The following is a 26,219-nucleotide window of genomic DNA, read 5'->3' as shown; positions in this document are numbered from 1 at the left end:
GCAGTGTCCCCATGCAAGGTTTTTGTGGAGCAAACAACATGTCAGATACAAGCAACCTCACGTTTCGGGTGGCAGATACGTCGTTTTTCACGGACACAAACCGCGATACAGTCAATAAAGACAGCGCCACGCTATCCACACTTTTATACGTCTATTCCTCCGCACAAAACGTGAAAGCCATCACTGAGGTATTAAATCGCCATCATATTGCGCACGTCATGAACCACTACGGTATTCGTGATTACAGCAATAAAACCCTGTGCTTTTGTAAACTGTCGGATCTCAGTGACCACCAACTCAACTTTTTGGTGAATGCTGCTAGTGTGGGCGCACATGTTGAAGCTTTGCTGGATCATTTAGATAAGCGCCTGAATTTTGTCGAAATTGAGCTGCTCAATGCGGGTTACTTACTCGATAACCGACAACGCCAGTGCGCGTCCCCTCAACAACAATGGCAGAAACGTTTATTGGACGTGGGCGTATCCTTAGTATTATTAGCACTGACCTTACCCATCTGGTTATTAACTGCGTTGGCGATTAAACTGGAATCACCGGGCGCGATTTTCTTCCAACAACGCCGCACTGGATTATTCAACCAAGAGTTCAATATCCTGAAATTTCGCTCAATGTGTCAGGATGCGGAAAAAGATGGCGCACGCTGGGCATCTAAAAATGACAGCCGCATTACCCGTGTGGGGAATTTCATCCGCAAAACCCGCATTGATGAACTGCCACAACTGCTTAATGTATTGAAGGGTGAAATGTCCATCGTCGGCCCACGTCCTGAACGCGAAGTGTTTATTCACGACTTGGAACAACACATTCCGTTTTACCGCTTCCGCCATACGGTTAAACCGGGTGTGACGGGTTTGGCGCAAGTGCGCTACACCTACGGCGCATCCGTGGAAGACGCGATGCACAAGCACCGCCATGACATTTACTACATTAAACACCAAAGTGTGTGGATGGATTTACGGATTCTGTTGGATACCGTGCGGGTTGTGCTGACGGGTCAAGGGGTTTGACGTATCATCGCATCCTTTGCTTTGCCAAGGATTGCCGCACATGGAAACCCCCATCCGCATGACCGAATACAGCCACGGCTCCGGCTGTGGCTGTAAAATTGCCCCCGCTGTACTTGATGTCATCTTACACAGCCAACTGCCGCCCGATGTCTGCGATGCCTTGCTGGTCGGCAACAGTTCCCGCGATGATGCTGCCGTTTACGATCTAGGCAATGGCACAGCGGTTATCAGCACCACCGATTTTTTCATGCCGATTGTGGATGATCCGTTCACGTTTGGGCGCATTGCCGCCACCAATGCCATCAGCGATGTCTACGCCATGGGCGGTAAACCCATTATGGCGATTGCGATTTTCGGCTGGCCGCTCGACAAATTGCCACCGGAAGTTGGGCGTGAAGTGGTCGAAGGCGGGCGCAAAGCTTGTCAAGATGCGGGCATTCCGCTGGCAGGTGGTCACAGTATCGACGCACCCGAACCCATTTTCGGCTTGGCGGTCACGGGTATTGTGCAAACCCGCCACCTCAAGCAAAACAGCACCGCGCAAGCCGGATGCAAACTGTATCTGACCAAACCGTTGGGTATCGGCATCCTCACCACCGCGCAAAAACGCAAAGTTTTGTTGCCAGAACACAGCAATCTTGCGATTGATACTATGTGCCAGATGAATACCATCGGCGCACAATTTGGCGAAATGCCAGCCATCACCGCACTCACCGACGTCACGGGCTTCGGACTGGGTGGGCATTTGCGTGAAATGTGCGAAGGCAGCGGCTTGCAAGCGGTCATTCAGTTCGATCAAGTGCCAGTGTTACCGCACATCCCGCAATATCTGGAACTGGATTGCTCACCGGGTGGGGCAAAACGCAATTTCGACAGTTACGGCTATGCACTGGGTGCAATGACAGAACGCCAGCAGCAAATCATTTGTGATCCCCAAACCAGCGGTGGCTTGCTGGTGGCACTCGCTCCCGAAGGCGAAGCGGAATTCTTAGCCGTGTGCCAGCAAGCAGGCTTGGATTTACAACCGATTGGCTACCTGCGCGAACCCGTTGCCGATAGCCCCCTCATTACGATGGAATAACCCATGTCACTGCTTAACGCTGGTAAAGACTTACCTGTCATCGACGATTTATTGAACTTGTTTTTGCAAGACGTGCCGCTATTAGATGTCCGCGCCCCCGTGGAATTCTTTGAGGGTGCATTCCCGTGCAGCACCAACCTGCCGTTAATGGATGATGACGATCGTGTCGAAATTGGCACACGTTATAAGCAACAAGGGCAAGATGCCGCCATTGAATTGGGTTTGCAGCGGGTGAGCGGGGAGATTAAAGCGGCACGAGTCGCCGCATGGCAAGGCTTTGCCGAACAGAATCCAAACGGCGTGCTGTATTGTTTTCGTGGCGGGTTGCGTTCACGCACGTCGCAACAATGGTTGTATGAGCAAACGGGCATTCGTTATCCGCGTGTTCACGGTGGCTACAAAGCGATGCGCGGTTTTTTGCGGGAGCAGTTGGAAAGCTTGCCCAGCCTGATTCGCCCACTGATTTTGAGTGGACGTACCGGTTCGGGTAAAACACGCTTTCTACGTGACGTTCAGCAGCAAATTGACTTAGAAGCCTGCGCCAATCACCGTGGTTCGGCATTCGGCACACAACCGACCCCACAACCACCACAAATTGGCTTTGAGAATGATCTTGCCATTCAATTACTGCGCAAGTTTCATCAAGGGCAAACCACACTGGTGTTTGAAGATGAAAGCCGTACCATTGGCTCGGTGCATCTGCCGGATACATTCTTTGCAGCATTAAGCAGCGCACCGTTAATTTTGATGCAAGTCCCTAATGAAGAGCGCGTTGAAATTAGCTATCAGGAATACGTCGTGGAAAATACTGCGGCCTTTATCGCGGTCAATGGCGGGGATGTGGAAGCGGGTTTTGCAGCATTCAGTGCATATTTGCTCGGCAGTTTGGCGAAGGTGCAACGCCGTTTGGGTGGCGTTCGCTACCAACAAGCGCGGGAAATGATGGAGCGTGCTTTGCAACAGCAAGCGCGGGATCAGTCGACTACCGCGCATTACGATTGGGTGCGTTTCATTTTGTTGGATTATTATGACCCGATGTACGATTACCAAATCAGCAAGAAACAGGATCGGCTGGTGTTTACGGGTTCACCAGCCGAGGTGCGTGAATATTTGCGTGCTCAAGGCATCAGCTAATAGTAATGACATCTTGTCCATCGCCAATACGATTTCTGTCAGGCAGCTTTAGCCAATGGCATCCGTATCTCTACCGCTGTGAAAGGCACTAGGATAGTGCCATCCTCCCCGCGCTCAACTAGCCCAATTTCTTCAAGCCGCACAATATCAGTGTGTACGTTGGAGTAATTGCGGGCAGCGGCTTTGGCAAGTGCGTAAACGCTGCATGAACCCAGTTTACTGAGCGTATCCAGCAGATCGAGCCGTGCAGGAGTCAGTTCCGTAAACAGGGTTCTGGCTGATTCAAATGAAAGCCAAAAATCAGGCGTTTGCCCTTGGCGGGAGGCGGCGAGTTGTCGCCGTACCGTTTGGAGAGCAGAACCGCGTTTCGCTACTTCAATGATTGCTTTCATGATTCCCTCCAGCAAGCAACCGCCGATTGGCACGACCAATTTACAGACAGGGCGCAACTATTCGCTCTCAAACCCCGCTCCTTGTTTGCATCTCTTCACGGATAACTTTGCGTAGCAGGCTTTCCAATGCCGATTCACCTTGGTGTAGGTAATCACGCAAAACCTGATTAATGGCAGTCTGGTAGCCGATGCCTTGCTCTTCTGCTTGGGTGCGGAAGGCTGCCAGCACGTCGTCGTCCACGTACATGGTGATGCGGGTTTTGCCGCCTTGTGCCTGAAGTTTTGCCAAGTGGGGAATTTCGCTGGCGGGTTTGGATTGGCTAAAATCGTATTCGTTACGCATAAAGTGCTGCCTCGCGTGCGGTGGCTTTTTCGTCACGATACGCATAGATCACCAACAAAATCCGGCGGCTGTTGCTCATTCCGATCAGGATATAACGCTCCTCTGCTTCGCAATCGGGATCGGAAATTACCCACGCCAATGGGTCGTGCAGGCTTTCAACTGCCTCCTCAAAACTGACTTTGTGCTTTTTCAGGTTAGAAGCGGCTTTGCGTGGGTCGTATTCGATTCTCATGCTTCAACTATACATACAACATACAGATATTGAAACAACTCAACACAGCAAGAAAAAGTCGGAACACGTCCGGCTTTTTCGTTGCTGGGCAAGTAGCTACCTGCTGGCAAGACCAGCTTATCGACAGTACAGCACAGCCGTTGCAAGGAAAATCAATCCAGTCCGACCCTTTGATTTGTTCCAATCAAATCGAGTTTGATCCACTTTGATTTACCATCAAGGTAATGCTTGCACCTGCTCTGTCGTCAAGGCTTGCTGGTAGATATTCACATCCTGCATAGCGCCATCCAAGGGATACCAATAATCCCTGAACTTACCAATATACAAGTCTTGTTGGTTCGACCGTGCAAAACTTGGTCTAGCATTAGGACAAGTGTACATTAGCTCTTTATTAATATAATTAGCAGTACCTTCTGTAGATGAGGCAACCATCGTGATCCTGAACCAAGTATTAAGAGGCACATTAGAACCATCTTTCACCATTTGACAATTTGAATTACTCCAAGATTGATCAAATGTCTGAAACCATGAATTGACAATAGATGGTGTCATACTCGTTAACATAGCTACACCATCCCTATCATGAGACTTAGCAAGTAAGGACATTGAACTGGGCTCAGTAGTGCGCCCCCATCCATCCATCCCAATTCTTGAATCTATTCTTACCCACATATCGAAGGTAGCAGCATCAGTGAATTTCATTTCAGGGCGATTGGGAATACGAATATGTCCGCGATTATTAACTCCATAAAACTTAACGGCTGCCCCTCCATCACGTCCATTAATAAGTTCGTGCATACCATAGAAGTCAGCACCTAACTCATCCAATGACGCTTGATCAAAGCGAATTTTGAGACTCGGAACAACTGATGGAACACCTTCATCTGGTGTAGCACTAACTTCAGAGCTGAAAGGACTTTTACTGCCATCGGCGGCTTGAGCCAGTACTTGGAATGTATAGGTAGTTCCATTTACCAATGGCGTACTACCATCAGGTAATGTTTTTAATGTTGCCGTAGTCGATGAAACCGCATCCCACCAGTTGGAATAATCGCCCCACGGTACGTTAGGTCGACAAACTTTAATTGTTCCTTCAGAACCCGAATGTTGTCCAGCAAGGCAAATCCGATAACTCTCAGCATTGGGAACAGCATCCCATGATAAGGTCACACTACCGTCACCCGAAGTCGCACGGATATTTTTCGGCGCGGTTAACGTGCTAGGGTATTTCGTTCCATCCAATGGATCAGTACCTGCATCCAATTCCTGCTTATCGGTGAAATTATCACCGTCGCTATCCGACTCTTTAGGATTGGTGTTGTGCTGAAATTCCTCAAGATTAGTCAAACCATCGTTATCCTTATCTTCGGTTGCATCCGCAGGATTATTAGGATCAAAACCCTTATCTATTTCCCATTGATCCAACATTTCGTCACCGTCGTTATCGTATCCCTCAATATTGATAGGCATAGACTTACTACCAAGGTAAATCCCTGTTGCACTATAAAGATTACATCTTAACCAAGACGATGAAGTACGAGCAAATTTCAAGGTGAATTCACGCGTGGGTGTATCACCAAAGTACAATAGATGCTTCAACGGATTTTCTGATGGATGATCACTGTCCTCGTTAAAGCAAACCAAAGAACTTCTTTTTACTCGTATATCCGCTGCATTAAACTCTACGGTAATAGCCGCTTCACCACGTACATCATTCGACGAAAATAAGAAAATATCGGGTGAATTAAAACTCACGGGTGTTTCGTTAACAATTCTAGAATAGTAATAGTCAACCGAAGAACGCACATCCTCTATTGAAAACGCTTGTTTATTTACCACCCAAAATAACGCAGGTGTATAAAAACTCATTCCTTCAGCTCCAAATTCTTTCTTGCCGATAGCTTTTATTAAAAAACCAAATTGAATATATTCCATTATAGTCTTACTACGAAACGTAGAACGATTACCATATGAAATCCCATACTTATCATAGACGGCTTTATGATTCGCGGCACCTGCCAACAAAAACTCTTTTAATACTGCGGCAGTAACAAGTGATTCATTCATGTCGCTGATAGCTCTTATCATTTGGACATTACCCATAATGGCAATCGTGGTACGAAGCGCTTGCTTACCAACTTCTTGTGCCATCGTGGAGAAACACTTCGGCAGTTCTTCCGTTTCTATAGAAACACCATCACAACTTTTAGCAATAGTTATGAATGGGGTTGCCACATTATCTAAAGCTGATGCCATCCAATAACCTGCTTCATTAGCAGGAATTCCTTCCGTTCTTTCAGAACCTGCATACGACAAACTAATAGAATTTCGCAAAACTGCTACAATGCTGCCAGCAAGTCCCCACGTAGCTTCTCGTCTTTCTTTTGATGAAAATGCCTCTTTATAATCATAAAGCGCACCCATCACTCCCATAAGATTCACAAACGTCTCAATAGAGGTACTCATTTTCTGGGAATCTACAAACTTAACAGCTTCCATTCCGGGGGTTTTCTGAAGCAATTTTAATGCGGATGACAAAGCAGTCACACATGAACCAACTTTTGTGATTCTCTTTTCTAAAAAATCCACACAAGCTGAGTCTTTTATAGCTGTATCAATCATAGCCTCTACGAAACTGACCGTTATATTAAGTCTAGTAGCTGCTTCTTTCGCATCACCAACACCCTCAAAATAAATACTATTATTAATGACCGTTTGTGCTTCTTTCAAAAAAGCCATGGTTAATTTTCCATATTTTTCGAAAGACTTACCATCATCATCTGCTTCCTTAGCATTTATTAATGAATCAAACGCCTGAAGTTGAGAAATAATCGGATTAATATCAATAGCACGCTTTACTCCTTCCTCACTATATTCCTCAAGAATGATACCCGTTTGATCAAAATCTGCATTCATTTGATGGTGTAACCACGGATCAACCCTGACACCGAAATAATTCAATCGTGCTTTGTCTTCGCATGTAAGATTTCTGATGACATTGTTATTTTCATCTTTCGGATCAGGCAATGAACATTTGACCTCTTCCACATTAACTGTAATTGTCGCTGCCGTAGATACCGCTTTTTGGCTATCTTTAACAGTAAATGTAAAACTGTCTACACCTAGATAATCTTTCTTCGGGGTATAACTGACAAGATTATTGGCTTTCAACACTACTACTCCCCCTTTTTTGCTTTTTGGCGCGGGAATATAAGACAGCACATCATTCTCAACATCCGTAGCTGATAGAACAATTTCTTGTACAGTGTTTTTGACAGCAATAGCACTACTGCCCAATGCAATAGGCTTGTCATTCACTGGCGTTACATTAAGCGCCACTGTCGCAGGTGCAGAATCCAGCAAACCATCATTTACTTTGAAGGTAAAACTATCGGGCAAACCTGCGGGGCTAAAATAATCTTTAGTTGGCACATACGTCGCCTTGTTGCCACTGAGCGTCAACGTACCATGCGATGGCTGACTAACAATCGCATACGTGAGTTTTTTCTTCTCTGGGTCTTTGCCACTAAGCGTGATGCTCTTCTTGGTATCTTCTTTTGTGGATAGCGCCTGCCCAGTAGCGCTAGGGGGCTGATTTTCAGCCGCCATGACTGTATTGAAAACGCCTAACCAGACAAACACCAGCAATACAGCCAGCCACGGCATCGAATAATCGCCATTACCTTTAGATAAGGAAGTCATGGATAAGCCCCTGCGATAACAATACGTTAAATGGAAAATAATGCGCATCTCTTCACTCTTTGATTAATTGCATTGCTCCCCACTGCGATCTTGATAATCATCAGGGATAACGGTAATGCTCTCCCACCCATTTTTAGCGGCACTACCATCCACATATTTGTACGCATCTTCCCCACAATTCCAATGATACCCAGTACTATCAATGTGATTTTTGTAAACAACAATCTGGAATGTTTCTGCATCATCAGCAAGCGCTTGCGCAAGATTTTCTGTTTCGTCTTGGGTATAGCAATTGCTACTACCGAAACTACCATCACTCCCCAGTTTGCACTGCAATCCATGCCAATGACTAACGTTGTTTTGGAAACGGGAAGGAACAATTCTCACCCAAGCATCAGCAGGAATAGCGATTGCGTTCTGGCTACCATCCACAAATGCCACGTTACCGCTGACAATACCATTCAATGGCAGAACCCCATTATTCTCCCCACATTGTTCACCGCTGCGATCCTGGTAATCATTAGGGGTAACAGTAACGCTTTCCCACTGACTTTTAGGGGAATTATTTCCTACAAATTTATAGACATCCTCCCCACAATTCCAATGGTAATCTGTGCTATCAATGTGGTTTTTATAAATAGCAATCTGGAATGTTTCCGTATCATCAAGAAGCGCCATTGCAAGATTGGCTGTTTCGTCTTCGGTATAGCAGTTGTCACTACCAAAACTACCGTCACTCCCCATTTTGCAGTGCACCCCGTGCCAATGACTGTCGTCATTTTGGAAACGAGAAGGGACAATCCTCACCCATGCATCGTCAGGAATAGTCGTTACGTTTTGGAGATTGTCAAAAAATGTCACCCTGCCACCTACAACACCATTCAAAGACAAACCACCGTGGCCTTGTACAGTTACGATAACATCCACATAGTCAACGCTCGTTGCGCCGCTATTGTCTGTAACCTTCAGCTCAAAAGTAAGGATTTCTTCAGCCTCCAGAGCCGGAGCAATAAAACTAGGTGTCGCAGTATTCTCCGCAAATAATGTTACTGGCGTGCCGGACATTTGCCGCCAAAAATAACTCGCAATAGTGCCATCAGGATCATGACTGCCAATGCCACTAAGCACCACCCCACCACCACCAGCGTTCACTGTTTGGTCTGCGCCAGCATTGGCTACAGGAGCAAGGTTATTGAGAACATTCACGCTAATCGTTGCCGTTTTGGACTTGGCTTTTTTGCTATCGGCGACTACAAACGTGAAACTGTCCGCCCCCACAAAACCTTTCTTGGGAGTATAGGTAACAACATTGCCCGCTTTTAGCTTCAGGATTCCGCCTTTCTTGCTAGTTTTAGCAGGCGTATAGGTTAAATCATCTCCCTCTGGGTCTGTTCCAGTCAGGGTAATATCCAGCGGTTTATCTTTGACTGAGATTACACTGCCAACTTGCGCAACTGGCGGATCATTAACAGCCGTTACCATCATGATTACTTGCACTGGTGCTGAATCCAACTGACCATCATTCACCTTAAAGGTAAAGCTATCGGGTGATCCTACCGAACTGAAATAATCTTTGGTTGGTGTATAAGTCGCTTTGTTCGCCTTCAGCGTCAACGTGCCATGTGCAGGCTGACTGACAATCGCATACGTGAGCTTTTTCTTCTCTGGGTCTTTGCCACTCAGCGTGATGCTCTTCTTGGTGTCTTCTTTTGTGGATAGCGCCTGCCCAGTAGCGCTAGGGGGCTGATTTCCAGCCGCCATGACTGTATCGAAAATGCCTAACCAGACAAACACCAGCAATACAGCCAGCCACGGCATCGAAAAATCGCCATTACCTTTAAATAAGGAAGTCATGGATAAGCCCCTGCTATAAAATACACTGAATTAGTATATTTTATAGCATAATGGGCAAGCTGTAATCAATGAATTACATAGATAAAATTTATTATTACGTCACAACATCCGCCGCTTCGCGCCCAGTAAAGTGCTCGATTCTGGCAACTGTTTGCACGATGGCGAGGAGATCAGCCAACGCATCTTGCACATCCTGATCGTGCTTGCTGACATCCGCTTCGTACTTTTCGAGGTAAACACGCAAGGTTGCACCCTGCGTCCCTGTACCCGATAAGCGGAAGATAATGCGCGAACCGTCAGTAAACAGGATGCGAATCCCTTGATTTTTGCTCACTGAACCATCGACCGGATCGGTGTAGGTGAAATTATCCGCCGCACGCACGCTTAACGCACCGAAGGACTTGCCTGCCAAGCCCGACAACTGCGCTTGCAACGCATCAACCAGTGCATTCGCGTCTTGCATGTCAATCGCTTCGTAGTCGTGGCGTGAATAGTAATTGCGCCCGTATTCCGCCCAATGCTTGCGCACAATATTTTCCACCGAATCCTGCTTTTCCGCCAGCAAGTTCAGCCAGAACAACACCGCCCACAAACCGTCTTTTTCGCGTACATGATCAGAACCTGTACCAAAGCTCTCTTCACCGCACAGCGTGATCTTGCCAGCGTCCAACAAATTGCCGAAAAACTTCCAGCCGGTCGGCGTTTCAAAACACGGGATACCCAGTTTTGCTGCGACCCGATCCGGTGCTTGGCTGGTCGGCATGGAACGCGCAATGCCCGCAATGCCCTCTTTATAACCCGGAATCAGGCGAGCATTTGCTGCCAAAATCGCGAGACTATCGCTAGGGGTTACAAAAAAACGCTTGCCCAGAATCATATTGCGGTCGCCGTCGCCGTCGGAAGCTGCGCCAAAATCAATATCGGAATTCCGCGCATACAGCATTGCCATGAGTTCATGCGCGTGCGTTTGATTCGGGTCAGGATGCCCGCCGCCAAAGTCTGCCAGCGGTTCGCCTTGAATCACCGTATCGACAGGTGCACCCAAGCGCTCTTCCAAAATCCGATGACCGTAAGGGCCCGTCACCGCGTGCATGGCATCAAAGCGCATCTTGAAATGGTCGGAGGTCAGCAACGCGGCAATTTTGTCGAAGTCGAACAGCGTTTCCATCAGCGCAAGGTAAGCACTGACCGAATCCACCACTTCCACCTGCATTCCTGAGAGCTGATACGTACCCAGCTTATCCACTGGAATTGGGTTGAGCGGCACGATGTGATATTCGTGAATCTGTTTCGCGGCAGCAAACATGGCTTCGGTCATGCTTTCAGGCGCGGGGCCACCGTTTGCGCCATTGAACTTGATGCCGAAATCACCTTCGGGGCCGCCCGCATTATGGCTTGCCGAGAGGATAATCCCGCCCAGTGCTTGGTATTGGCGAATCAGGTTGGACGCGGCAGGCGTGGAAAGTATCCCGCCCTGCCCGACAATAACGCGCCCGAAACCGGCGGCAGCCGCCATGCGCAAAATAATCTGAATCGCTTCGCGGTTAAAGTAACGCCCATCACCGCCAAGAATCAGGGTGCTACCTTGTATAGTGTCAAGCGTATTAAAAATCGCTTGTACAAAGGTTTGCAGGTAGTCTGGCTTTTTGAAGTGTTTGACGCTTTTACGTAAACCGGATGTCCCCGGTTTTTGGTCATCGAAAGGCGTGGTCTTGATGATCTGGATAGTCATAGCAGTACGCTTACCCGTTGGTTTTTGTTAGGATGAAATTGTTACCAGCCCATTATGAATTTATGTTAGTTAAAGAACAACCCGCGAGCTTCACCCCACAGCCACAATCTTTCGCTGCGCTGATGGAAATGTATGAAATAAATTATATCAAACTGCGTCTATTGTGCGGCGACATCCGTAGCTTACCGGACGAAACCGTTTCGCGGATCACGGGTGGTATTCCGGTAGCTTTAAGCCTGATTGAAAATTCCCGCCATACCACCACGTTGATGCTGACGTACCTATTCCACGAACGCAGCGGTAACAAAGATAATCGCCCGGATATGTTAGTGCGGGTCTACCACGATTCGCGCCAAGCTGAGGTGATCAGCCACCGCTGCCGCTTAACGGACGATGTTGTACAGTATTGGGGTAAAGAACTCGACACCATGCTGCTTTGCCGCTGGCGCATGAACCGTTTTTTGTACAAATGGACGAATTATTTACGTCGCCAAGGGCATTGCTTTACTTAAAGGAAGTATCAAGCAGATGTCTTGTACAACTATTGAAACATTAATCCTCGCAATACCGCTAAGAAAAGTGGAAAATGCCCACATCTTGTACAAGATAAAAGTGTAAATATTCTTGACTGATACACTAGGTTTCTCTAATATACTGAGTAATTCAGTCGGGAATTAATACGCAGCCACACACTGCCAAGGAGTACACTCATGAAATTGTCCACAAAAGGTCGATACGCGGTCACTGCCATGCTGGATCTGGCGATTCATGACCATGAAGGCCCGGTGACGCTGGCAGATATTTCGCAATGCCAAGGCATTTCCCTGTCTTATCTGGAACAGTTATTTGCCAAGCTCCGTAAAGAAGGGTTAGTCGAGGGCGTGCGCGGCCCTGGTGGCGGCTACCGTTTAGGTCGCCCTGCCAGCCAGATTAGCATTGCAGAAATCATCAATTCAGTCGATGAAAACATTGATGTAACCCGTTGCTTGGGTAACAAAGATTGCCAAGGTGGCGAGAAGTGCTTAACCCATCAATTATGGGAAGACCTTAGCTCGCGCTTGTATGCGTTTTTGGATGATTTGACACTGGCAAGTTTCATTAATCGCCCAGAGATTCGGGAAGTGTCACGTCGTCAAGATACCATTGCCAGCCGCATCGCTACCATGTTCCCACCACGTCCAGCGCGGGTCGGCGCAAATATCAGTGCAAGTTGCTAATGAGTTAGGGGTGAGTCATCTGCATGATACTCCCCCTAACTGGGTTTTAAGCGATCATTTTTTCCCGCTTTTGTGTGCGTACATCAAACTGATGTAATTCCATCACCGGATGGATTTGCAGCATCGTCAACGTTCCCAAGGCTTTATCGTCTAACAACGATGCACCCGTGTCGATGTAATAGAAATTGGCGGTATGCAGCGGCTTACCCACTGGCGTATGCCCAAACACCACTAAATCAATTCCCTCTACGGGCACTGTCCGCCCCAGCATTTTAAAATGCTTGTAACGGTTGCGTGACCACAGCGCATATTCTTCCATGTCGGAGTCAGCATCCAACGAACGGATAAACTGATGCCACGGTGTGCCTGTCGGAATATCCGCATGAACAACACCCACATGCCCGATAGCGGTGGACACTTCAAACGCTAACGGTAGTTTTTCTACCACTTTGCGGATACGGGGTTGGATATGCTCTGGCACTCTTTTCCACCATGCCCCACCGTTATAGCGCGTCCAATTATCCAAAATCGCGGAACTGAACTCAGCATCCAGCAACATCCTTTCATGGTTGCCCATAATCGAATGAAACCACGGGTAGTTTAGAAATTCGATCACCCGATGCGATTCAGAGCCACGGTCAATCAAATCACCGACGGCAAAGACACGATCACACTCAGGATCAAAATGCACGCGTTGCAACAGTTTTTCCAGTGCGGAGAAAGAGCCATGAATATCGCCCACGACAAAATCACGCCCAGATGAATTTTTACCGAAAAATTTAAAAGGTGTATAACTCATGGTCACAATCCCGAGGGTAACTTAACCAATAGTAGCCAGTCGACGCAGGGTTTGCTTTTGTATTTTGTTATGACACCCATTGAACCAGCATTCGCTTTAAAAAAGCTTAACTCAACCACCCTCAATAAGAAATAACTTTATCCTATATTTTCTCTGAATGCGTAAAGTTTCGCGCTGAAAAAGCCAAGAACGCCCAGCCAACAATGAAGCTAAGCCCACCCAGTGGCGTGACCATGGCAAAGCTCTTATTTCCTGTTAAAACATAAAGATAAAGACTTCCTGAAAACAAAATAATACCCAAAAGAAAGGCATAACCAGCATAGTGCAAATATTTACTACTAATGAGTTTATATAAAATACTTATCATTAATAATCCTAACGAATGGTAAAACTGGTACTCGACACCCGTATGAAAACGTTGCAACATCTTCGCATCTAGGTGATTTTCCAACCCATGAGCACCAAATGCCCCTAGTATCACTGCGAGCATTCCCGACACACTGGCAATCAGCAGAAAATAGTTTCTTTTCATGATTAATTTAACTTATGAATACACACGAAAGACGCCAATTATACCGAGTCATTCTCAGAGTCATGGCATGGGTCGGTATTTTATTCCTACTCGGCACGCTCTTGCGGAGCTGCTTTGCCTAAATACACATCGTAACGCACCGCTTTCCCGGCAATGACGAAAGCGGGCTTAACGCCTTGCAACGCTGGGGCATGACGCGGGCGTTTCACCACCACGCGGCGTTTTGCCTGTTGAATCGCCAGTTCGAGCAAAGCATCGCCATCCTCATCCGCTCCCACCACTTCATGGAAAAAGCGCATCTCTTTTTGTACCAACGCAGATTTTTGCCGCTCTGGGAACATAGGGTCGAGGTAAACTACATCAGGCAAGCTATCAGCGGTGATTGTTTTCAGCCACACGAGTGCATCCGTCTGATGCAAGGTCATGCGTGAAGCAATTTCCACCGCCTCACCATCATCGCTACGCAGAGCGCGTATCAGCCCATCGGCTAACAAGGCGTGAATTATCGGGGAACGTTCCAGCAAGGTCACGGTGCAACCCAAGGTCGCGAGCACGAACGATTCGCGCCCTAAACCTGCGGTTGCGTCAATCACATGCGGGTGTTTGAATTTATGTAAACCAATCGCTTTGGCAATATCTTGCCCTTTGCCACCCCCGAATTTACGGCGGTGTTGAGCCTTGCCATCCACGAAATCGACATACACAGCACCCACTTTGGGATCGTGGGTGTCGTGCAGTTCCAGTCGTGCAGGGGTTTGCACCAATTGATAACGATCGGACATCAATAATGCGGGGGTGGGGTTTCGTCCGCCTGACTACCGACGGCAGACGGGGTGATGGATTTGAGCTTTTCATTAAGCCGTTCGATTTCCAGCAACGCCGAGGTAATGTCTTTTTGTTGCAGGTAAAGCTGATGGCTCAACGTTTCTAGCATCTGCTCCTGTTCCATGAACAGGAGCTCCAGTTTTTCTATGCGTGCTTCCACTCGGATTAGCGACCTTTTACCGCAGCAATCCGCATCCGCAGCGCATTCAGTTTGATGAAACCTTCCGCGTCTTTTTGGTTGTACGCGCCGCCGTCATCGTCAAACGTGGCAATGCGTGCGTCGAACAGGCTGTCGTCGGATTTACGACCGGCAACCGTTACCGCACCTTTGTACAACTTCATGCGCACTGTGCCGTTGACGAAGGCTTGCGATGCGTCGATCATGGTTTGCATCATCTTGCGCTCAGGGCTCCACCAGTAACCGTTGTAAACCAGCTCGGCGTACTTCGGCATCAGGCTGTCTTTCAAATGCGCGACTTCACGGTCGAGGGTGAGGGATTCAATCGCACGGTGCGCAGGCAACAAGATTGTGCCGCCGGGGGTTTCGTAGCAGCCGCGAGATTTCATGCCGACGTAGCGGTTTTCCACCAAGTCCAAACGCCCGATACCGTTTGCACCACCCAGTTTGTTGAGGGTTTCGAGGATGGCAGAGGCTGACATTTCTTGACCGTCTAACGCTACTGCATCACCGCCTTTGAAGGTGATTTCGACGTAGGTTGGCTTGTCTGGCGCAGTTTCCGGGGAAACGCTCCAACGCCACATGTCTTCTTCGGCTTCAAACCACGGATCTTCCAATGGGCCGCCTTCATAAGAAATGTGCAACAGGTTGGCATCCATTGAGTACGGGGATTTCTTGCCCGCTTTCTTGAAGTCGACTGGAATATTGTGCTTTTCAGCATACGCCATCAAATCAGCGCGGGAATTCATGTCCCATTCGCGCCACGGGGCAATCACTTTCACGCCCGGTTTCAACGCGTAAGCACCGAGTTCAAAGCGCACTTGGTCGTTACCTTTGCCGGTTGCGCCGTGGGAAATGGCATCCGCACCTGTGTCGTTAGCGATTTCAATCAAACGCTTAGCGATCAACGGACGAGCGATGGATGTGCCCAGCAGGTATTCGCCTTCGTAAATGGTGTTAGCGCGGAACATCGGGAACACGTAGTCACGCACGAATTCTTCGCGCAGGTCTTCGATGAAGATTTCTTCCGGTTTAATGCCCATTGCCAAGGCCTTGGAACGCGCAGGTTCAACTTCTTCGCCCTGACCGATGTCAGCCGTGAAGGTGACGATTTCGCACCCGTAATTTTCTTGCAGCCACCGCACGATGATGGAAGTATCCAAGCCGCCGGAGTAGGCTAACACGACTTTGTTGACAGACTGTGCCATGTTTTAAGTGTTCCCGTTGTGGTAATCGAAACCGCGCATTATATGCGCTACACTCATCGCTTGCACTACAAACGAGAGAGAGGAGTAACTATGGAACGTCGTTCATTTCTGAAACAAACTGCTGCGGGTGCTGCCGCACTGGTGACGGCTTCGGGTGCTGCCTTGGCTGCTGATGAAGCGGCTAAAGCGGTAACGGCTGATTTACCCACCATCAGTTGGCGCTTAACCTCCAGCTTCCCAAAATCACTTGACACTATTTTCGGCGCATCCGACGTACTCGCGGCGGCACTGGATAAAATCACTGGCGGTAAATTCACCATCAAAGTGTTTGCAGCGGGCGAAATCGTGCCCGGCCTGCAAGTGCTGGACGCGATCCAAAACGGCACCGTCGAAGCGGGACACACCGCCTCTTACTACTACTTTGGCAAAAATCCCGCCCTTGCCTTCGATTGCGCCGTACCCTTCGGCCTGACCTCGCGCCAGCAAACTGCGTGGATGTTGCACGGCAATGGCATGAAACTGATGCGCGAACTGTTCGCCGAATACAACGTCGTCAATTTCATGGGCGGCAATACCGGCGTACAAATGGGCGGCTGGTTCAACAAAGAAATCAACACGGTCAAAGACTTGGAAGGTTTGAAATTCCGCGTCGGTGGTTTTGCAGGGCGCGTCTTGAGCAAGCTCGGCGTAGTGCCACAGCAATTACCCGGCGGCGAAATTTACCCGGCACTCGAAAAAGGCACGATTGACGCTGCCGAATGGGTAGGCCCTTACGACGACGAGAAACTCGGTTTCGCCAAAATCGTCAAAAACTACTACACACCCGGCTGGTGGGAAGCAGGCCCGCAACTATCGTTCTACGTCAACAAAGAACAGTGGGAAAAGCTGCCGGATGCTTACAAAGCCGCGTGGGAAGCCGCTTGCCAACTCGCTCACAACGACATGCAGGCGAAATACGACGCAAATAACCCGCAAGCCCTCGCCAACTTGCTGCAAGGTGATGTGAAATTGCGCCAATTCAGCGACGAAATCATGGAGGCCTGCTTCAAAGCCACGCTGGAAACTTACGACGAAGAATCCAAAGCCAACCCCAAGTTCAAAAAGATCTACGACGATTGGAAAGTGTTCCGCAACAACCAAGCGCAATGGTTTAGCGTGGCAGAACAATCCTACGCCAAGTTCGCGTTCGCCAAAAAACTCTAATCAGATGTAGGTCGGTGTGTAGGTCGGACTTTAGTCCGACGTTGTGCAAACGCTGTATCGTTGTCGGGCTGAAGCCCGACCTACATCACCACAAGCGGGGGTATCTTCACCATGCTACTAGCCTTTTCTCGCGCCGTTGATGCCATGAACGACAAGTTCGGGCAACTCGCCAACGTCCTAATACTGCTCGCCTGCGTCGTCAGTGCAGGCAACGCCCTACTCCGCTACAGCCTCGACATCAGCGACAACTGGCCACTGGAATTGCAGTGGTACTTGTTCGGTGCAGCCGTCATGCTAGGCGCATCCTACACACTCGCGCAAAACGGGCATGTGCGCGTAGACATCATTTACGGCAACGTTTCCGACCGCGCCCGCCTATGGATCGACATTTTCGGCCTACTGCTATTCCTGCTCCCCGCCTGCACCCTGTTCGCGTGGCTGTCATGGAAAACACTGTTTTTGCCCTCGTGGGACATCATGGAACACTCCAGCAATTCCGGCGGATTACCGCGCTACCCCATCAAATTCATGCTGCCGCTCGGCTTCGGTTTGCTAGTCCTGCAAGGCTTATCGGAACTGGTGAAACGCTTCGCCGCGCTCAAAGGCGAAATCCAGCTTGATACCCACTACGAGAGGCCAGAACAATGATTACATTGGAAATGATGCCCCTGCTGATGTTTGCAGGGCTGGTGCTATTCATGCTAGTCGGCTTCCCTGTCGCCTTTTCCTTGATGGCGGTCGGGCTGTTTTTTGGCTTTATTTCGATTGAAATGGGCTTTTTCACCCTGTCCTTTTTGCAAGCGATTCCGCAGCGGATTTTTGGCAGTGTCATTGCCAACGAATTATTGCTGGCGATACCGTTTTTCACGTTTATGGGTGCGGTGCTGGAACGCAGCCGTCTTGCCGAAGACATGCTCGATTCAATGGGGCAATTGTTTGGGCGGGTACGCGGCGGTTTGGGTTATTCGGTGATTTTGGTGAGCTTTGTGCTGGGTGCAATTACTGGCACGGTTGCGGCGCAAGTGATTGCTATGGCGATGATTTCACTCCCTGTGATGATGCGTTATGGCTATAACATGCGCTACACCACGGGCGTATTGGCTGCTTCGGGCACAATTGCGCAGATTGTTCCGCCTTCGTTGGTGCTGATTATTCTGGCTGACCAGTTGAAAACACCGACCGCGAGTGCCGACGTGGGCAGCATGTATCTGGGCGCGTGGATTCCGGCAGCCATGCAAATCGGCTTGTTCATGCTGTACACGTTTTTCCTGACCCGCATCAAACCCGAATGGCTACCCGGCATTCCTGAAAATGAGATTACGCTGAAAGGTTCAGCCCTGTGGAAGAAAGCCTTGCGTGGCATTATTCCTACCGCTGTGCTGATTTTCTTGGTATTGGGCACGATCATGCTGGGCATTGCCACGCCGACCGAATCGGGCGCAATGGGTGCGATGGGCGCGGTGTTGCTGGCATATTTGCGGCGTAAACAACTCGGCGGCACGGCAGAATGGTGGAGCTTAATCACCCAAGCCTACAAAAATACTGCACGGATTACCTCAATGGTCATCTTCATCCTGATCGGCGCAACCACGTTTTCGGTGGTGTTCCAGGGCGTCGATGGCGGACATTGGGTGGAAAGCCTGTTTTCGGATTTGCCCGGTGGCTGGATCAGCTTTATGTTGATCGTCAACCTGTTTATTTTCTTTCTAGCGTTCTTCCTCGACTTTTTTGAGATCGTGTTCATTCTCGTGCCGTTGCTTGCACCTGTTGCGCAGAAGATTCTCACCCCCGTGTTACTGGCGAGTTTTGGCGGCAATGAACAAGCTGCGGCAACCGGCGCATTGATCTGGTTCGGGATTACCTTGAGCGTGAATATTCAAACCTCATTCATGCACCCGCCGTTTGGGTTTGCACTGTTCTATTTGCGCGGGGTTGCGCCGAAAGAGGTGAAAAGCAGCGATATTTACTGGGGCGCATTGCCGTGGGTGGGGCTGCAAATGATCATGACGTTGATCGTGATGTTCTCACCGGGGTTGGTGACAACCTTGCTGGATAAGGGTCATGCACCTGCACCACAGGGTCAGGAAATCAACTTCCAGATGGAAAGCAGTAACAAACCCGCAGCGAGTTCAGGCAGTAATGAATTGCAGTTTAATCTGGATGGGCAAGCTCCGGCAAAACCACCAGAGCCAGCCAAAAAAGACAGTAATGAGCTAAATTTCCAGTTGGATAAGTAGTTTATTCCGCTTATTCGCCGAGCAAAGGGACGGGAGACACAATCATCCCGTCCTCATCCGAATACAGGTATTCACCGGGCGTAAACGCCACGTCGTGGAAACGCACCACTTCGTTACGCAAACCTACGCCACGCTTGACGCTCTTCAGCGGCAAAGTACCGAGAGCTTTCACACCGATGTCCATCTGCCCAATATCCACGGAATCGCGGATCAAACCGTAAACGACAATGCCGTTCCAGCCGTTTTTCACGGCTTTTTCAGCGAGCATATCGCCCAGCAGGGCGCAACGGGTAGAACCGCCGCCATCCACCACCAGTACTTTGCCCTTACCATCTTCGGCAACCAGCTCACGTACCAATGAATTATCTTCGTAAATTTTGATCGTGACGATTTCGCCTGCAAATTTAGAACGACCACCGTAGTTGTTAAAACCCGGTTGCACCACTTGCAGTGGTTTGTCTTCGTTGTCGTCGAGCAGATCGGCTGTTTTGAATGTCATCATGAATCTCCTTGCAATGGCTGAAATTAAAAAGCCCGACGTGTTAGCGCCGGGCTTTTCCAGATTACTTATTCAAACCGTGCGGTCTGAACGTTAAATCTTAATGGAATTGCTCTTCTTCAGTAGAGCCAGTCAACGCAGTTACGGATGAAGAACCACCTTGGATAACGGTAGTAACGTCATCGAAGTAACCAACGCCCACTTCTTGCTGGTGAGAAACGAAGGTGTAACCTTTTTCACGCGCAGCAAATTCAGGTTCTTGAACCATATTGACGTAGTGCTTCATGCCTTCGCCGCGTGCGTAAGCGTGTGCAAACTGGAAGCTGTTGTACCAGTTGACGTGGATACCCGCCAAAGTGATGAACTGGTATTTGTAACCCATTGCTGCCAAATCTTCTTGGAAAGAAGCGATTTGCGTGTCAGACAGGTTTTTCTTCCAGTTGAACGACGGTGAGCAGTTGTAAGACAACAATTGGCCTGGGCAAGCTGCTTGTACCGCTTGGGCGAATTCACGCGCAAAGCCAAGGTCAGGCTTGCCCGTTTCACACCACACCATGTCAGCGTAAGGCGCGTAAGCAACGCCACGGCTGATGGACTGTTCCAGACCGTTCTTAACGCGGTAGAAACCTTCAGCAGTACGCTCGCCCGTCAGGAACGGCTTGTCGTTTGCGTCGTGGTCAGACGTGATCAGGTTAGCTGCTTCAGCGTCAGTACGCGCCAAGATAACGGTAGGAACGCCCATAACGTCAGCCGCGAAACGTGCAGAAATCAGCTTCTCAACCGCTTCAGAAGTTGGCACCAATACTTTGCCGCCCATGTGACCGCATTTCTTAACCGCAGCCAATTGGTCTTCAAAGTGAACGCCAGCCGCGCCTGCGGTGATCATGTTCTTCATCAGTTCAAATGCGTTCAGAACGCCGCCGAAACCGGCTTCTGCGTCAGCGACGATAGGCAGGAAGTAGTCGATACCGCCTTCGTCAGTTGGGCTGATGCCACGACCCCATTGGATTTCGTCAGCACGCTTGAAGGTGTTGTTGATACGGCGAACCATGGTTGGTACGGAATCATAAGCGTACAGAGATTGGTCAGGGTACATGGTTTCTGAGGTATTGCCATCAGCAGCAACCTGCCAGCCGGACAGGTAAACTGCTTCCAGACCTGCTTTAGCTTGTTGCATCGCTTGACCAGCACTGATCGCGCCGAATGCGTTAACGTAGCCTTTTTTCGCGCCGCCGTTTACCAGATCCCACAGTTTAGCAGAACCACGCTTTGCCAGCGTGTGATCAACTTGCAAAGAACCGCGCAGGCGTACTACGTCAGCAGCGCTGTAAGTACGCTTGACGTTTGCCCAACGTGGGTTTTCTGCCCAGTCTTTTTCCAGAGCTGCAATCTGTGCTTCACGAGTTGTCATGTAGTGTTCCTCAGAGTCAATAAAAGTGAACGAAACCGGTAAAATGTCGGCAATCTGCCATTGGTTGCCTAGGGCAATCCTTTATTCCTCTCTCAGTTCGCTAATGCGAATCTTGCTGTTTTATGAAATGCCGGACAATCATTTAAATTATCCGGGAATTGGATAGTAATGAACCGATAATCTGTCGACAATAAAATTAATTCAATCCTTACCATTGCCTGAATCAATGCTTAGGGTCTGTCTTGACTAATCTCAATGTCGACAATGTAGACGGGCGAATCTGCTGAAGCAAGGCGGCATCATTCACTAAGGACTCGCCATACGACGGAATCATTTCCTTTAACTTGCCTTTCCAAGCATCTGAAGCCATTTCTTCAGCGAAACACTTCTCCAATACTTGCAACATGGCTGTCACCGTGACCGAAGCCCCCGGTGATGCACCCAACAACGCGGCTAATGAACCATCCGCTGCGGTAATCACTTCTGTACCGAACTCAAGCTTGCCACCTTTCACCGGGTCTTTCTTGATGATTTGCACGCGTTGCCCCGCACTGGCAAGCGTCCAATCAGCAGCTTGTGCATTCGGGAAATATTCGCGCAGGGCGTTCATGCGTGCTTCGTGGTTCTGCATCACTTCAGTGACCAGATAACGAATCAAGTCCACACTGCCTGCCCCCACTTTAAGCATAGGTAACAAATTATTGGGTTTAACCGATTCGATCAGGTCAAAAACCGAGCCTTCCTTGAGGAACTTGGTGGTGAAACCCGCGAAAGGGCCAAACAGCAAGGCTTTTTCACCGTCAATAATGCGCGTATCCAAATGCGGGACAGACATCGGCGGTGCGCCAATCGAGGCTTTGCCGTAAACCTTGGCAAAGTGTTGCTCAACGATTTGCGGTTTTTTACAGACTAACCATTGACCGCTGACGGGGAAGCCACCATAGCCTTTGCTCTCATCAATGCCGGATTTTTGCAGCAACGGCAATGCACCACCGCCCGCGCCCAAGAACACAAAATCGGCCGTGAGGGTTAAGGTATCCAGAATGCTATCGGTTTCCTGCGTGACAATGCTCCATTTGCCATCCGGTAGCTTACGCAAGCTTCTGACTTCATGTTTAAGAAGCAAATCAACGTTATCGAACGCTTGCAGATAGCCGATCATGCTGCGCGTCAGTGAACCGAAATTAATATCGCTACCGTGCAGCACACGCGTGCCTGCGACAAGCTGTTCAGGGTCACGCCCATTCATCACTAACGGCATCCATTCACTCAATACGGCGGGGTCTTCGCTGTATTCCATGCCTGCAAACATGTGATGTTGGCTCATGACGGCAAAACGATTGCGCAAGAAATTAACATTCTTTTCACCCCACACAAAACTCATGTGCGGCGTCGGGTTGATGAAGGAGGCAGGATCAGGCAGTGCTTGTTGCTGCACTAAATAAGACCAAAACTGCAAGGTACGCTCAAAGGATTCATTAATGGCATATGCCTTGCTGACATCGACACTACCATCTGATTTCTCAGGGGTGTAATTCAGCTCGCAATACGCCGCATGACCTGTACCAGCGTTATTCCAACCGCTGGTACTTTCCATAGCGACATCTTCCAATCGTTCAACAATACTGATTGTCAACAATGGATCCAATTGCTTGAGTAACACACCTAGGGTGGCACTCATTGTACCTGCCCCTACCAGTACCACGTTTACATTCTTCGCGACCATAACCACCTTCAACAGCCAAAGACAGGAAAAGCAGGATAATAGACCGGGAAGTCAGGTGATTTCTACAGATGATGACAGGATTTTTCACAAGATTGTCGACAATCTATCGATAAATGCTGCGCAAAGCCAAGTGGGATGCGGCATTGCAGCATTTCAAGGGCGTTAAACATTTTTTGCACAGCCCCATCAGGAACTATAAAATTAAATTATAGATGTGATTCGATTGATGCCAATAAATCAAAAAAATAGCCGATAAAAAACTTTTCCGCAAAAAAACCAAAAGTGTGTTCGCTATCACATTCTGGAGGGTGTTTTTTACCTATTCTGCACTCACAGGAAATGACACAACGGGAGCAAACCACATGTTCAAAGTATATCTTGATGGCGTCTATCACTCTACACACGAGACGTTCACGGGTGCTTGCCGCTACGCACGGACGCAAGCAAACATTAACAAACAAGCCTACTTCACCGTATTTGAAGCAGGTGATAGCGGTGAACAGCTACTGCTGGATGCTGAACAAGAAGTCATGAAAGGCGTACCCGCCTACATTATCACCCCACACGGGGTCATGCAGGAAACCGCGAAAGTGACGAAAGTCACTGAACGCAGAAGAGCTGGTATTGCCAACGTAGCAGCCGCTTCACGTTACGCTACTGGAATGTCCAGGGGCATGTAAAAAGAACAACTCTATAAAAATAAGGGCTAAACGGATGTTATTTATCCGTTAAACAGTCTTTGTGTATTCAGCGGATGGGGCTACTCGCTGAACACATAAAGCATCTCAAAGCGGGGCTTGCCCCGCTTTTTCTTTTTGTGGATTCTGATAATAAATCAAACAGCCATTATCATAAATAAAAAATAAAATAACAAAAAAAATTTGATTATGGTTTTTTTGATTGTGTGTTTGCTGTCACATATTGCCCCGCCTAATTGCCCTATTCTTTACCCATAGCAACATGAACGGCAAACAGGAGTTTTCAACATGTTCAAGGTTTTTCTTGACGGTACTTATCATTCAACACACAAAACTTTTTCAGAAGCCTGCCGCAATGCACGCGTACAGGCTGAACGCTATCAGAATTCGTACTTCACGGTATTTGAAGCAGGGGAAGAAATGGATCGGGTTTACCACGCCAACAGCGATACGCTCTGCGGTGTGCCTGATTACATTATTACGCCACACGACGGGGTGGCGCATGGGGCAATGTCATTAGCAACGTCATCCTCCTTACTGCGTGTACGCTTGCCGTCACACCTGTTTGGAACACATGAACACCCACTCATCTGAGTGGCATTAACGGGCTAAAAAAACCCTTGGGATGGTAGCCAATCTATTATTAGGGCTGGTAGATTGGTTATTAGGAACAGTTAAGTGCGGGCTTATTGACTGTTCTACCAAGGCATAAAAGAAAAGCGGGGCTAAACCCCGCTTTTCTACTTTTACGTGCAATAAATCTTAAATTAGAATTCGACGCTATAAGCAATACCGACCGCATCTTGATCCATTGTCAGATCATACGCACTCAACGGTGGCGCAGTCGCCGCAGGTGGTGGTGTTGCATCACCTGTCACCGTATTTTCAAAAGCATGGATATAAGAACCAACCAGTTTGGATTTAGGCGTTAATTTTTTCTCAAAACCCACGGAAATGTGTTTTTCAACCACGGCGGGCGCTAAAACATTCACCGTTGTTTCAGAACTTTTTACCGGATTTTTACCATAGTTGTAACCAGCCATCACCGCAAGACCATCATTCAACTGCTGCTTAACCCCTACCTTGTAAACTGTTTGGTCATTCCAACCGAAGCCCGGGCCATTATCGCTACCCATCGCTGAACCACTATGCAACGCGAGTGAAGAATTACCGATCGCTGCAACATCACTGTAAGCAATCTGTTCAACGTCCGCTGCCAGCAAGGTTTGCGGGGTTGCTTGGAAGGCAATACCGGCAGTCGTTGCGGCTGGCACATCAAACTCACCGCCATTGGGGAACAAACCCGCGTATTCGTCGAGCTTGCTCATGCCGACTTTAGAACGGTAAGCAACACCAGCGGATACTTTGTCAGACAATTTTCCCTGAACACCAATAGTTGCGCCCACACCCGTGGATTTTGAGCCACCCTTATCGGTCAAATTGGTTGGGCTAACGCTAGCACCGGAAAAAGCACCCAAGCCTTCGGCCTCAAAACGCTGTGCCACGAGGTTAACCGACGCACCAACCGCAACATTATCGTTCACGCGGTAGCTGGCAGTCGGGGCAACAAAGATTTGCTTGAGGTCAATACTTGAAGAACTAGCACCGGGTGCAGTCGGAGTACTGGAGAAGAAGCCACGCCCAAAAGGCACGCCCTGATCGTAAGCAGTATTCATCCCACCGTTACCGTAAGCCACCACACCAACGGACAAGCCGCCCTTCATGTCGCGCTTGTAACCCGCTTCAGGGATCAAGAACATCTCATCACCATTGCCATCGGCAGGTGAGTCCGCAGGTGCACCAAACGCAGTACCCTTGAACGAAGCAGTACGGTTAGGTTTGAACACTTCAACGCCCACATCATAACCTTCTGGTGCGAAGGAAGCGGCGGCGGGGTTCGTCGCCATACTCATAGTACCCGCAGCAAAACCAGCGGCAGCACCACCCATTGCTTTATGGGTTTGACCCAAACCTGTAGGTGCTAGACCGTTCGTTGCATACACGGCTTGTGAACCGATGGCTAATAAAATCGACACAGCCAAGGTAGTTTTTCTGAACATAAATAATCACTCCTCTCCATTATACTTTTGCGAATTCTCAACATTGTTGCGAAATAGTGACAGAGGAGTATTGAGGTGTCAAATGCTTATTATTAAACAAAAACAAATGCTTATTAGAATATTCTGATATT

Annotated in this window: 25 protein-coding genes; 10 read left to right on the top strand and 15 right to left on the bottom strand. The window is 48.7% G+C overall.

Translation table 11 applies throughout. From position 1 onward, the window contains the following. The first annotated feature begins 38 nt into the window (after window positions 1-38). From J1836_RS18590 to mnmH, 3 genes are read left to right on the top strand one after another with little or no spacing between them, the layout of a single operon-like run. Window positions 39-1,025, top strand: a complete 987-nt coding sequence (locus J1836_RS18590; protein ID WP_207252593.1) for a sugar transferase — start codon at window positions 39-41, stop codon at window positions 1,023-1,025. A 40-nt stretch (window positions 1,026-1,065) separates the two neighbouring features. After that, on the top strand, window positions 1,066-2,106 hold the full coding sequence (selD, locus tag J1836_RS18585) for a selenide, water dikinase SelD (RefSeq protein ID WP_207252592.1): 1,041 nt from the start codon (window positions 1,066-1,068) through the stop codon (window positions 2,104-2,106). Window positions 2,107-2,109: 3 nt separating this feature from the next. Further along, window positions 2,110-3,240 (top strand): tRNA 2-selenouridine(34) synthase MnmH, encoded by a 1,131-nt coding sequence (mnmH, locus tag J1836_RS18580; protein WP_242632918.1) that lies wholly within the window; start codon window positions 2,110-2,112, stop codon window positions 3,238-3,240. Window positions 3,241-3,278: 38 nt separating this feature from the next. On the opposite strand, the gene J1836_RS18575 is transcribed toward mnmH, so the two are convergent. From J1836_RS18575 to J1836_RS18550, 6 genes are all read right to left on the bottom strand, one after another. Next, window positions 3,279-3,632 carry an HVO_A0114 family putative DNA-binding protein gene (locus J1836_RS18575; protein ID WP_207252591.1) on the bottom strand — a complete coding sequence of 118 codons (354 nt, stop codon included), beginning with the start codon at window positions 3,630-3,632 and terminating at the stop codon, window positions 3,279-3,281. Between the two features lie 67 nt (window positions 3,633-3,699). Then, window positions 3,700-3,975 carry a BrnA antitoxin family protein gene (locus J1836_RS18570; RefSeq protein ID WP_207252590.1) on the bottom strand — a complete coding sequence of 92 codons (276 nt, stop codon included), beginning with the start codon at window positions 3,973-3,975 and terminating at the stop codon, window positions 3,700-3,702. Further along, on the bottom strand, window positions 3,968-4,207 hold the full coding sequence (locus tag J1836_RS18565) for a BrnT family toxin (RefSeq protein ID WP_207252589.1): 240 nt from the start codon (window positions 4,205-4,207) through the stop codon (window positions 3,968-3,970). Before J1836_RS18565 ends, J1836_RS18570 begins: the two co-directional genes overlap by 8 nt. Window positions 4,208-4,423: 216 nt before the next feature. Next, the gene (locus J1836_RS18560; RefSeq protein WP_207252588.1) at window positions 4,424-7,909 is read right to left on the bottom strand and encodes a tandem-95 repeat protein; all 3,486 of its coding nucleotides are present in this window, start codon (window positions 7,907-7,909) and stop codon (window positions 4,424-4,426) included. Window positions 7,910-7,972: 63 nt separating this feature from the next. After that, window positions 7,973-9,763 carry an Ig-like domain-containing protein gene (locus tag J1836_RS18555; protein ID WP_207252587.1) on the bottom strand — a complete coding sequence of 597 codons (1,791 nt, stop codon included), beginning with the start codon at window positions 9,761-9,763 and terminating at the stop codon, window positions 7,973-7,975. A 94-nt stretch (window positions 9,764-9,857) separates the two neighbouring features. Further along, entirely contained in the window at window positions 9,858-11,495 is a 1,638-nt protein-coding gene (locus J1836_RS18550) for an alpha-D-glucose phosphate-specific phosphoglucomutase (protein ID WP_207252586.1), read from the bottom strand. Between the two features lie 62 nt (window positions 11,496-11,557). On the opposite strand from J1836_RS18550, the gene J1836_RS18545 reads away from it, so the two are divergent. Together J1836_RS18545 and J1836_RS18540 are read left to right on the top strand one after the other, a co-directional pair. Continuing rightward, on the top strand, window positions 11,558-12,007 hold the full coding sequence (locus tag J1836_RS18545) for a DUF1249 domain-containing protein (protein WP_207252585.1): 450 nt from the start codon (window positions 11,558-11,560) through the stop codon (window positions 12,005-12,007). Window positions 12,008-12,205: 198 nt separating this feature from the next. Beyond that, the gene (locus J1836_RS18540) at window positions 12,206-12,712 is read left to right on the top strand and encodes a Fe-S cluster assembly transcription factor (protein WP_207252584.1); all 507 of its coding nucleotides are present in this window, start codon (window positions 12,206-12,208) and stop codon (window positions 12,710-12,712) included. A 46-nt stretch (window positions 12,713-12,758) separates the two neighbouring features. Here the strand turns inward: J1836_RS18540 and J1836_RS18535 are convergent, their stop codons facing one another. The 5 genes from J1836_RS18535 to J1836_RS18515 form a co-directional block, all read right to left on the bottom strand. After that, window positions 12,759-13,511, bottom strand: a complete 753-nt coding sequence (locus tag J1836_RS18535; protein WP_207252583.1) for a metallophosphoesterase — start codon at window positions 13,509-13,511, stop codon at window positions 12,759-12,761. A 142-nt stretch (window positions 13,512-13,653) separates the two neighbouring features. Beyond that, the gene (locus J1836_RS18530) at window positions 13,654-14,043 is read right to left on the bottom strand and encodes a DUF423 domain-containing protein (protein WP_207252582.1); all 390 of its coding nucleotides are present in this window, start codon (window positions 14,041-14,043) and stop codon (window positions 13,654-13,656) included. Between the two features lie 86 nt (window positions 14,044-14,129). Further along, window positions 14,130-14,825, bottom strand: coding sequence for a class I SAM-dependent methyltransferase (locus J1836_RS18525; RefSeq protein ID WP_207252581.1), 696 nt, complete (start codon window positions 14,823-14,825; stop codon window positions 14,130-14,132). Then, a complete protein-coding gene (locus tag J1836_RS18520; protein ID WP_207252580.1) occupies window positions 14,825-15,028 on the bottom strand; it encodes a SlyX family protein in 204 nt (67 codons plus the stop codon). The genes J1836_RS18525 and J1836_RS18520 overlap by 1 nt, the downstream gene beginning before the upstream one ends. Window positions 15,029-15,033: 5 nt before the next feature. Continuing rightward, window positions 15,034-16,254, bottom strand: coding sequence for an argininosuccinate synthase (locus tag J1836_RS18515; RefSeq protein ID WP_202716357.1), 1,221 nt, complete (start codon window positions 16,252-16,254; stop codon window positions 15,034-15,036). Window positions 16,255-16,344: 90 nt separating this feature from the next. Between J1836_RS18515 and J1836_RS18510 the strand changes: the two genes are divergently transcribed. The 3 genes from J1836_RS18510 to J1836_RS18500 all read left to right on the top strand — a co-directional run bounded on the left by J1836_RS18510 (window position 16,345) and on the right by J1836_RS18500 (window position 19,694). Continuing rightward, on the top strand, window positions 16,345-17,457 hold the full coding sequence (locus J1836_RS18510; RefSeq protein ID WP_207252579.1) for a TRAP transporter substrate-binding protein: 1,113 nt from the start codon (window positions 16,345-16,347) through the stop codon (window positions 17,455-17,457). Between the two features lie 111 nt (window positions 17,458-17,568). Next, entirely contained in the window at window positions 17,569-18,105 is a 537-nt protein-coding gene (locus J1836_RS18505) for a TRAP transporter small permease subunit (RefSeq protein ID WP_207252578.1), read from the top strand. After that, window positions 18,102-19,694, top strand: coding sequence for a TRAP transporter large permease (locus tag J1836_RS18500; RefSeq protein WP_207252577.1), 1,593 nt, complete (start codon window positions 18,102-18,104; stop codon window positions 19,692-19,694). Before J1836_RS18505 ends, J1836_RS18500 begins: the two co-directional genes overlap by 4 nt. A gap of 10 nt (window positions 19,695-19,704) precedes the next feature. Here the strand turns inward: J1836_RS18500 and rraA are convergent, their stop codons facing one another. The 3 genes from rraA to mqo all read right to left on the bottom strand — a co-directional run bounded on the left by rraA (window position 19,705) and on the right by mqo (window position 23,330). Beyond that, window positions 19,705-20,196 carry a ribonuclease E activity regulator RraA gene (rraA, locus tag J1836_RS18495; protein WP_207252576.1) on the bottom strand — a complete coding sequence of 164 codons (492 nt, stop codon included), beginning with the start codon at window positions 20,194-20,196 and terminating at the stop codon, window positions 19,705-19,707. A 97-nt stretch (window positions 20,197-20,293) separates the two neighbouring features. Continuing rightward, window positions 20,294-21,604, bottom strand: coding sequence for an isocitrate lyase (aceA, locus tag J1836_RS18490; RefSeq protein ID WP_207252575.1), 1,311 nt, complete (start codon window positions 21,602-21,604; stop codon window positions 20,294-20,296). Window positions 21,605-21,827: 223 nt separating this feature from the next. Continuing rightward, window positions 21,828-23,330 carry a malate dehydrogenase (quinone) gene (gene mqo, locus J1836_RS18485; protein WP_207252574.1) on the bottom strand — a complete coding sequence of 501 codons (1,503 nt, stop codon included), beginning with the start codon at window positions 23,328-23,330 and terminating at the stop codon, window positions 21,828-21,830. A 362-nt stretch (window positions 23,331-23,692) separates the two neighbouring features. On the opposite strand from mqo, the gene J1836_RS18480 reads away from it, so the two are divergent. Together J1836_RS18480 and J1836_RS18475 are read left to right on the top strand one after the other, a co-directional pair. Then, window positions 23,693-24,010 (top strand): hypothetical protein, encoded by a 318-nt coding sequence (locus J1836_RS18480; protein ID WP_207252573.1) that lies wholly within the window; start codon window positions 23,693-23,695, stop codon window positions 24,008-24,010. Window positions 24,011-24,316: 306 nt separating this feature from the next. Then, complete coding sequence (locus tag J1836_RS18475; protein ID WP_207252572.1) at window positions 24,317-24,622, top strand: hypothetical protein; 306 nt, start codon at window positions 24,317-24,319, stop codon at window positions 24,620-24,622. Between the two features lie 173 nt (window positions 24,623-24,795). Here J1836_RS18475 and J1836_RS18470 read toward each other — a convergent pair whose 3' ends face one another. Continuing rightward, the gene (locus J1836_RS18470) at window positions 24,796-26,088 is read right to left on the bottom strand and encodes an OmpP1/FadL family transporter (protein WP_207252571.1); all 1,293 of its coding nucleotides are present in this window, start codon (window positions 26,086-26,088) and stop codon (window positions 24,796-24,798) included. Window positions 26,089-26,219: the final 131 nt, after the last annotated feature.

Origin of the sequence: Thiothrix fructosivorans, assembly GCF_017349355.1 — a bacterium.
Classification (GTDB): Bacteria; Pseudomonadota; Gammaproteobacteria; order Thiotrichales; family Thiotrichaceae; genus Thiothrix; species Thiothrix fructosivorans.
This window is presented reverse-complemented; position numbering and strand designations above follow the sequence as displayed.

Excerpts from the sequence above, each read along its gene's own strand:
- J1836_RS18525 (WP_207252581.1), bottom strand. The coding sequence starts at position 14,825 with ATGTCCGATCGTTATCAATTGGTGCAAACCCCTGCACGACTGGAACTG.
- aceA (WP_207252575.1), bottom strand. The coding sequence starts at position 21,604 with ATGACAACTCGTGAAGCACAGATTGCAGCTCTGGAAAAAGACTGGGCA.
- mqo (WP_207252574.1), bottom strand. The coding sequence starts at position 23,330 with ATGGTCGCGAAGAATGTAAACGTGGTACTGGTAGGGGCAGGTACAATG.
- J1836_RS18550 (WP_207252586.1), bottom strand. The coding sequence starts at position 11,495 with ATGACTATCCAGATCATCAAGACCACGCCTTTCGATGACCAAAAACCG.
- J1836_RS18555 (WP_207252587.1), bottom strand. The coding sequence starts at position 9,763 with ATGACTTCCTTATTTAAAGGTAATGGCGATTTTTCGATGCCGTGGCTG.
- J1836_RS18475 (WP_207252572.1), top strand. The coding sequence starts at position 24,317 with ATGTTCAAGGTTTTTCTTGACGGTACTTATCATTCAACACACAAAACT.
- J1836_RS18540 (WP_207252584.1), top strand. The coding sequence starts at position 12,206 with ATGAAATTGTCCACAAAAGGTCGATACGCGGTCACTGCCATGCTGGAT.
- J1836_RS18545 (WP_207252585.1), top strand. The coding sequence starts at position 11,558 with ATGTTAGTTAAAGAACAACCCGCGAGCTTCACCCCACAGCCACAATCT.
- J1836_RS18575 (WP_207252591.1), bottom strand. The coding sequence starts at position 3,632 with ATGAAAGCAATCATTGAAGTAGCGAAACGCGGTTCTGCTCTCCAAACG.
- J1836_RS18480 (WP_207252573.1), top strand. The coding sequence starts at position 23,693 with ATGTTCAAAGTATATCTTGATGGCGTCTATCACTCTACACACGAGACG.
- mnmH (WP_242632918.1), top strand. The coding sequence starts at position 2,110 with ATGTCACTGCTTAACGCTGGTAAAGACTTACCTGTCATCGACGATTTA.
- J1836_RS18470 (WP_207252571.1), bottom strand. The coding sequence starts at position 26,088 with ATGTTCAGAAAAACTACCTTGGCTGTGTCGATTTTATTAGCCATCGGT.
- J1836_RS18565 (WP_207252589.1), bottom strand. The coding sequence starts at position 4,207 with ATGAGAATCGAATACGACCCACGCAAAGCCGCTTCTAACCTGAAAAAG.
- J1836_RS18530 (WP_207252582.1), bottom strand. The coding sequence starts at position 14,043 with ATGAAAAGAAACTATTTTCTGCTGATTGCCAGTGTGTCGGGAATGCTC.
- J1836_RS18515 (WP_202716357.1), bottom strand. The coding sequence starts at position 16,254 with ATGGCACAGTCTGTCAACAAAGTCGTGTTAGCCTACTCCGGCGGCTTG.
- J1836_RS18590 (WP_207252593.1), top strand. The coding sequence starts at position 39 with ATGTCAGATACAAGCAACCTCACGTTTCGGGTGGCAGATACGTCGTTT.
- rraA (WP_207252576.1), bottom strand. The coding sequence starts at position 20,196 with ATGATGACATTCAAAACAGCCGATCTGCTCGACGACAACGAAGACAAA.
- J1836_RS18505 (WP_207252578.1), top strand. The coding sequence starts at position 17,569 with ATGCTACTAGCCTTTTCTCGCGCCGTTGATGCCATGAACGACAAGTTC.
- J1836_RS18570 (WP_207252590.1), bottom strand. The coding sequence starts at position 3,975 with ATGCGTAACGAATACGATTTTAGCCAATCCAAACCCGCCAGCGAAATT.
- J1836_RS18535 (WP_207252583.1), bottom strand. The coding sequence starts at position 13,511 with ATGAGTTATACACCTTTTAAATTTTTCGGTAAAAATTCATCTGGGCGT.
- J1836_RS18510 (WP_207252579.1), top strand. The coding sequence starts at position 16,345 with ATGGAACGTCGTTCATTTCTGAAACAAACTGCTGCGGGTGCTGCCGCA.
- J1836_RS18560 (WP_207252588.1), bottom strand. The coding sequence starts at position 7,909 with ATGACTTCCTTATCTAAAGGTAATGGCGATTATTCGATGCCGTGGCTG.
- selD (WP_207252592.1), top strand. The coding sequence starts at position 1,066 with ATGGAAACCCCCATCCGCATGACCGAATACAGCCACGGCTCCGGCTGT.
- J1836_RS18500 (WP_207252577.1), top strand. The coding sequence starts at position 18,102 with ATGATTACATTGGAAATGATGCCCCTGCTGATGTTTGCAGGGCTGGTG.